Below are 7,500 nucleotides of genomic sequence, written 5' to 3' on the forward strand. Positions count from 1 at the left end.
GTCTTCTAAAACTCCGGCAAGACCTTTTCGGTAACTTTGATATAACCGTTTCATTTCAAAGGGTAGAATGAGTTTGCCGAGAAGGCCTTTGGGAATCCATCCGAAATATACGATGAGTTTCGTTTTATTTTCCGAAAGTTTTTCCAGTATGTATCTGGTTCTAACATAACGAGCCAAACCTTTCTTATAAATTCTTGCGTTGTTCAGCCCCTTGCAATATTCCCATTCCCAAGGAATTTCTTCCCACTCCATTAGAATTCCTGCATTTTTGGAACTGCCGAAAAGTTTTCCCTCTTTTTCGACAAACTTCATTTCCGGAATTCCGATCCTTTTGTTAAACGAAGAAGTGTCTATGAGCCAAGGCCAAAGAGCTTCAACTTTTACGTCGAGTTCGAATTCCCAAAGGGAATCAATCGGTTTTGCAAATTGAGTCCATTCTGGCGACCAAGGATATTTATTTAAATAATCGGTAAGATCCGATATTTTTGAGGATTTGATTTTGTTTACTTCTATATTCAATTTTCGTTTTCCATTCGAGCGAATCTCTGTTAATTCGAAAATCCCTTTGTAGATATTTTTCAATAAGAAGAAACAACACATTCGGAAATTCCTTCTCAATTAAAAAATATGTAAAGATGATCCGATTCTTGAGAAAAGAATCTACAAAATTTCTCTTTTCGTTTAGATTATAGTTCCTGGATTAAGGTTCGAAAGAAATTTGGTACGATATGCAATATTCTATTTTTGGTCGGAAATTCTCAGAACAAACTGGGATTGGACAATTGATGGACGATTTGGGGTGCTTTCATCCTGGTTCTTGTTTGTTGGGTGGAGGAAATCCGGCTTTCATCCCAGAAGTGACCGAGGTATGGAAGGAGATTATATCTAAACAAATCGAGTCCGGAAGTATACAGAGAATTATAGGAAGTTACGAATCACCTTCCGGAATTCCGGAACTTCGAGAAACGATCGCTTCGATTTTATCGGAAGAATCCGGAACAAAGATCACCGAAGACCAAATCGCAATCACGAATGGGAGTCAGAACGCGTTTTATTTCTTATTAAACTTTTTCTCAGGGAATTTCGGAAACGGCCAGAGAAAAAAATTTTTTTTCCCATTCTTCCCGAATATATCGGTTACACGGATCAAACTTTGGAGTCCGATTCATTCTTGTCCTTTACACCTGAGATTCAAGAAATCGGGGATAAATATTATAAATATTTTATATCTTTGGAAAAGTTCAATTCGGTTCAAAATTGGCAACAGGATGCCGGTTGTATCTGCGTTTCACGACCTACGAATCCGACCGGTAACGTGATCACGGATCGGGAGCTTGGGTTTTTGATTGAAAGAGCAAACGATGCGGAGATTCCTTTGTTAGTAGACAATGCTTACGGATTTCCATTTCCCAACGTGGTTTTTGGAAAAAGTTCCTTTATTCACAGGCCGGGAATGATCCAGGGATTTAGTCTTTCTAAGTTGGGTCTTCCGGGAGTCCGTACCGGTTTTGTACTGGGTGATTCGAAAACGATCGCCATGTTACGTAAGGCCAATTCGGTTGTCAATTTGACGAGTGCCAGTCCGGGGCAGTTTATTGCGTTGGATCTTTTTCGTTCGGGCCGTTGGAAAGATTTATGTGAAAAAGTAATATTACCTTTTTATCATAAGAAATCGGTTTTTGCTCAGGAGGTAATTCTAAAAAATTGGAGTTCCAAGGTCGACTATCGGATTCATCAAAGCGAGGGTGCTTTTTTTCTTTGGATTTGGGTAAAAAATTTATCTTTGCCTGTTAACGATCTTTATCCAATTTTGAAGAAAGCGGGCGTAATTATCGTTCCCGGTGGAACTTTTTTTCCGGGAGCCGATCCGAACTGGTCTCATAGACAGGAATGTTTTCGATTGAGCTTTGTTCGGGAAAATAAAGAGATCGAAGAAGGAATTCTGAGAATCGGGAAGGTATTGGAAAAATTCTCGAAATAAATGGTTTTGTTTAACCATTTAAGAGGAATACTGGACAATAAAAAGATTCAATTAAAAAGAACTGTATTGTCGATTTGATAAGAAACATGGAAAGCAGCGAACAAAACATAAGCTTTGAGGAATTGGCGGAGAGTAAACCTACCGAAATACAGTCTCTTGCGCCTGATTATATTTTTTTGAACGAGGGAGCGGTCGGCTTATCCGCAACCGCACGTTGTATTTTAGACGAACTTAGGGATTGGCATAAGAAGACAGAGAAACACGGTTCTAAAAGTATTCATCCGTCTTACTTACTTACGTTAGATAAACTTGCGGAACTTCTGAATAAATATAGAAACCTGAGTGAACAAGCAAAGTCCCCGCCGAGCGTCGATCTTGCCTTAAGGCAGTTGGTCGATTATGAAAAAAGAGGTAAGAATAAGTCCGCATTTATCTATCCGTTTTTGGTTCGTAACGGAGCTAAGATTCAGGCTCGAATCGCAATTGCAAGCCCTCAGAAAGAAGCGAAAACGGATGTAAGTCCGTATCGAGCCGCTTGTTTTGAATTTTCGGAAGAGATGATTGATCTTATACTTCAAAATCGAACTAAAAAGCCAAAACTTCCAGATGAAGATAGCCCGGGTGCGTTTTTGCTTCATAAAAATAAGGCAGGAAAAAATTGGCTTTTTCCGAAGTTGGCTTCGCTTGAGGCCGAATTTTCCACCCTTTTAAAAAGAGGATTTCAACCTTACAGTTATATTCCTATGACGGACTTCCTAAGAGATTTTCTTACGTATGCGACCAAGAAAAAGTATGTGATGAAAATTCTTCCGGATTATCATATCATTTTGGATGATCTTCAGTTGAATCCGGACGGTTCTTACGTGAATCAACCCGAAATCATCGCGCATTATCGTTGTCAGGCGGATGCTCTTGAAAAATTTGCAATTCCTTATTTGAAGGAACTTAGCGGAAGAGCTGGTTACGGACTGTTCGGAACACGGATTGCGGAGTTCGAACAGACGCATATTCAAATGGTAGAGCCTGGAAAAAAACAAAACCGCGAAAAAGTAAAAGCGTTGATCTCGCTTATAAACGATTATCCGTTCGAACGGGAGACGGATGAATTGGGTAAGAAGGTATCCGAAACCTGTAGACTTTCCGTTCAAATCATATCCAAGCTGATGGAGGAAAAAGAAAAACTTGTTCAAAGAAAAGAAGAGAGCGTATTTAAGTCTTTGAAGTCGAAAATTCTTCATAAAATAGGAGAACATACTCTTCAGGAACAAACTTTATATAGTTTTTCTCCGGAGCAAAAATTGAAGTCGTCGGGTTTGTCGGACGTAATACGTTATCCGGCATTGATTGATGAATTAAAAAAAGAGATTTCTGATCAATATGGAATGAAGGTGATCGAAAAACCAGATCAGACTTCAGAGATATACGCGGTAGATCCGGGATATATGGCCGCGGTTCTTCATAAATTGAGTAGTATGGCGACGAAAAATATTGCTTATCAAAAAGAATTGGAAATTGCAAAGGAGATCAACGCGAGTCTAAATAATCCAAAACATCCGGGATTAAATGCAAAACTCAAAGCCGAAAGTATTGTAAAACTCCAACAGGGAATCCAGACGATGGAACAGTTGGAAGTGGAAAGACAACGTTCCCAAGAATTCGCAAAAAAATTCAACCTTCCGATGGGAATGTTAGGTTTTGTTGCAAGTATGATCTTATTTTTGATCGCATCCGTACATTTTAGAACCACTGGAATTCTATTCGTGGGAATTCCGGTCAGTTTATTTTTAGGACTGATGCTCGCATTCCATTTTAGAAATAAAGAAAAATCGGATATTCTTTCCAACGGAAATTCCGCTGTCTCAATCGGATCCGGTTTTAAAGGAGAATTCATGCCTTCTTCGGATGATTATCCTTCCGGAGATGATTCCGAAGACGAGCACTTTCAGTCTAAGGGAGAAACTCCTAAGGAAAAGAAAGTAAATTTGATAGCAAAGGGTGCGGAACGTTTTGTTTTTCCAAATCGTTTTACGAAGATCACGGATAAGATTCACGATTCCCGTTCTTTACGTAAAAAAATCTTCGAGAATTTAGATAACATTAGAAATAACGTAGCTCATCTCAAAGGAGAAAAGGACGACGACAAGGTTGCCTCCACGATCGAATATGCTCTTTTGCAGAATTCGGCTACAATCCTGGTTCCGGATGATATAGTTCCACAAGGGATGCCCGGTTCTATCATTCTTAGCCACAATGATTTAAAAGCTCCTTTGATCCGGGATCAGATCGCCGAATTTTTACGAAATGAAGCTCAAAAGAAACAATACGATAAAAAGCTCCTTAAATATTATACATTTCTAATTAATACGATTGAAGTGGAATACTATAAATATCTTCCGAGCCGAAAGAAAAAATAACGTTTCATAAGCAATGAATATGAAACATACAAATAGTAAAAGCGGCTCAAAGCTGAAAAAAATATTTCTTTTGATTTTTCTATCCATTTTGATCTTTATAGGAATTTTTGAAATTGTTTTGCGTATTTTGTTACCCCTTTCGCCAGATCCGGAAGGTGTGGATTTATTTCATATTCCGGGCCCTTGGAAAAATTCGGTAATCGAATTGCCAAAACGAAACGGTTCTTCGACTTTTCGAGTGCATTATCTGAGTGCGGGATCTTTAACTTCGCCCGTTGTAGTTTTGTTACACGGTTTTCCGGATACATCTTACGGATGGCGTTATGTGATTCCTTTACTTTCGAAACAATATAGGGTTTTGGTCCCCGATTTACGGGGTTATGCCGGAACGGATAAACCTGAGGACGGTTATGATCTACGATCTCTGAGCGAAGATTTGTTCGCTTTCATAGAAGAGACAAATAAAGAAGAAAACCGTAATCCTGATAATTCTGTACACGTTATCGGACATGATTGGGGCGCTTCTATCACATGGTTTGCAATTACGGAAAAACCACAGCGATTCAGAACCGCGACCGTTCTGGATATACCTCATCCAAGCGCATTTGAAGAACAGATTGCTCTTGATTCGAAGCAAAGAGAATATCGCTATTTCGTATATCAATTGATTGCACCTCGTTCTGCCCGCCTTCTAGCCGGGCTTAGTCAAGAATTGCGTGCAAGAATCTTTTATTTGAACGAGTTGCAGAAAGATACTGCTCTGCGTGATTCGGACATTCCCGTTTATCAAGCGGCTTTTAATACACCCGAAGAAATGTTCGGACCTTTGGAATATTATCGAGAACTTGCATTGCATGGGGATTCTATCCTGAAACATTTTAAAACAGCCGGTCCAGTGCAAGTGGATACTCTTGTTCTTTGGGGTGCTAAAGATAATTATATGATGAGTGAGATGGCCGCACTGTCCTGCAAGTTTGTCAAAGCCCGTTGTGAATTTGAAATTTATCCGAATTCGGGTCATTGGCTTCAGTGGGAAGAACCTGTGGAAGTTTTCAATCGATGGAAAAAATTTATAGATCGATAATCCGATGTAAGCTCGAAGATCTATTCGAAAAAATCGGACGACAGAATCAGTTTTCTTGATCCTCACAATTGAATTTTTCAACAGCTATAGTATATTCTCAAAATTATTCTTGCTTGTCCTTTGATTAAAATCGACTATAGATGAAAATTAATCCCGATGTATTATATAATATTTTTTATCCTCCTTTTTCCGATCCAATTAATGGCGGAACGCGTTACACCGCTTCAAATTTCTATTTTGAGTCCTATGCAATTGGCTGATAAAAATACCGAAGTGTTCGGAATTAGGTTTAATTTGTTTTATGGAGTTAATCGTAGAATGTCCGGTATTGATTTAGGACTTTTTAATGTTACCGAAAAGAATTCAGGAGGTGTGGCGGCAGGGTTTGGAAATTTTACAGGGGATAGTCATGTCGGAATCCAGGCTGGAGTTGTGAACGTAGTGAGTAAAGAATTACAAGGGTTTCAGGTTGGAGTTGTAAACTATTCTAAGAAACCCTATGGATTTCAAATTGGCGGGATCAACATTACGGGTCAAACGTACTTACCGATGTTCGGAGCTTTAGCTAACTCCTCCGATGAATCTTATTTAGGTCAAATTAGCGCCGGTCTCAATTTTTCCAAAGAAAGTCCATATCAGTTCGCCGGAATCCTCAACGGCTCCAGAAAGGGATATTTACAGATTGCAGTAGGGATAAATTATGTAGATGAAGGTTTGTTTCAAATAGCGGGAATTTATAACAGCGCAGGATATCATAAACCAATCTATCTCCAGATGGCTTTGGGAGTAAATAGTGCGTCGCAACGATCCTTCCTTCAGGTTGCAGGAATATGGAATTTTTCAAAAGAGCCTTCAATACAGATCGCGTTGATCGGAAATTCCTCTAGCTCGTCTTCCTTTTTTCAACTTGCTCTTTTGGCTAATCAAGCAAAAGAGAAAAGCACATTTCAAATCTCCGCGTTGTCCAACTTCGGAAATCAAAGTAAATTACAATTTTCTACTATTTTAAATTACAGAAATTGTAATAAACCGGAATGTCTGGCGGGAAGTCAAATAGCCGTTCTTTCGAATTATGCGATCAGGACGAGTTTTCAGTTCGGATTGATCAATTGGGCGGAGAACGCGAATGTGCAGATTGGCGGATTTAATCAAAGTGACGAGGTTAGGAGCCAGATAGGAATCTTAAATCGTTCCGCTAAAACCGAAGGGTTCATGATCGGCCTTTTCAACGAAAGTCGCGATTTGACCGGTTTTCAAATAGGGTTGTTAAACGTTGCCAAAAATGGAATTTTCCCGATCATGCTATTTTACAATTCGAATTATGAAAAAAATCCTAGTAAGAATTTCAGTGGAATCGTGAATAGTTCCTGGTCCCCGTTTCAATTGAGTATTTTTTCACCCTTACAGATTTTTTCACAAGAAACGAGCATCTACGGACTTCGTCTGAATTTTCTTTATGGAAGAAACGATCGGATTTATGGATTAGATTTTGGATTTTTTAATCACACTTCCGAAACGAAGGGTATATCGGTCGGAGCATTTAACAAAATCGAAAATGGCGCGGCAGGACTTCAGATCGGTTTGTACAATGACGTAATGGAAGATTTCTATGGTCTACAGATCGGGGTAGGACAATACAATCGAAAATTCTTTTATGGGTTTTCAATGGCCGCTATTGCAATAACCGGAGAAGACGTAAATGGGATGCAAATCGGGTTCCTTTTGAATTCCGGTAAGAATTTTTTACTGCCTCAATTCGGACTCGGACTTAATTTCGCGGACTCTAGCCCCGGTCAGTTAGCCGGAATCGGAAATTATTCGAAGAAAGGCGTCCATGGACCCCAAATCTCAGGCGGTTTCAATATTGCACATGGAGACGTATACGGTCAGTTAGGTGGTCTTCTCAATTATGCAACAGGCGACGCGATACCCGGACAGATCTCGCTTCTTTTCAACGGTTCTAAATTTGCCCCCTTCCAACTCACAGCCTTGGGGAATTACGCTGCAGGAAAGGCGTTTCT

At 39.5% G+C, this 7,500-nt stretch carries 4 protein-coding genes and 1 pseudogene (2 of these 5 only partly in view); 4 read left to right on the forward strand and 1 reads right to left on the reverse strand.

All coding sequences use genetic code 11. The features are described 5' to 3' along the window. Window positions 1-519: the 5' end (the start) of an adenylate/guanylate cyclase domain-containing protein gene (locus LEP1GSC062_RS05705; RefSeq protein ID WP_039941346.1), read on the reverse strand. It extends 1,377 nt beyond the left edge of the window; only the first 519 of its 1,896 coding nucleotides appear in the window; it begins with the start codon at window positions 517-519; the stop codon falls past the left edge of the window. Between the two features lie 209 nt (window positions 520-728). Between LEP1GSC062_RS05705 and LEP1GSC062_RS21155 the strand changes: the two are divergent. From LEP1GSC062_RS21155 to LEP1GSC062_RS05730, 4 genes and pseudogenes are all read left to right on the forward strand, one after another. Continuing rightward, a pseudogene (locus tag LEP1GSC062_RS21155) lies at window positions 729-1,981 on the forward strand (valine--pyruvate transaminase). A gap of 86 nt (window positions 1,982-2,067) precedes the next feature. Next, the gene (locus LEP1GSC062_RS05720) at window positions 2,068-4,395 is read left to right on the forward strand and encodes a hypothetical protein (protein ID WP_020983716.1); all 2,328 of its coding nucleotides are present in this window, start codon (window positions 2,068-2,070) and stop codon (window positions 4,393-4,395) included. Between the two features lie 13 nt (window positions 4,396-4,408). Further along, window positions 4,409-5,479, forward strand: coding sequence for an alpha/beta fold hydrolase (locus LEP1GSC062_RS05725; RefSeq protein ID WP_010577565.1), 1,071 nt, complete (start codon window positions 4,409-4,411; stop codon window positions 5,477-5,479). A gap of 201 nt (window positions 5,480-5,680) precedes the next feature. Continuing rightward, window positions 5,681-7,500: the 5' portion of an LA_2272 family surface repeat-containing protein gene (locus tag LEP1GSC062_RS05730; protein ID WP_162142161.1), read on the forward strand. Its footprint extends 541 nt past the window's final position; 1,820 of the gene's 2,361 nt are visible here — the first part of the coding sequence; the start codon lies at window positions 5,681-5,683; its stop codon lies beyond the right edge, outside the window.

It is taken from the genome of Leptospira alexanderi serovar Manhao 3 str. L 60, assembly GCF_000243815.2.
In the GTDB taxonomy this organism is placed as follows: Bacteria; Spirochaetota; Leptospiria; order Leptospirales; family Leptospiraceae; genus Leptospira; species Leptospira alexanderi.

Bases quoted from the DNA above. Each gene is read 5' to 3' on its own strand.
- LEP1GSC062_RS05720 (WP_020983716.1), top strand. From the start codon at position 2,068: ATGGAAAGCAGCGAACAAAACATAAGCTTTGAGGAATTGGCGGAGAGT.
- LEP1GSC062_RS05725 (WP_010577565.1), top strand. From the start codon at position 4,409: ATGAATATGAAACATACAAATAGTAAAAGCGGCTCAAAGCTGAAAAAA.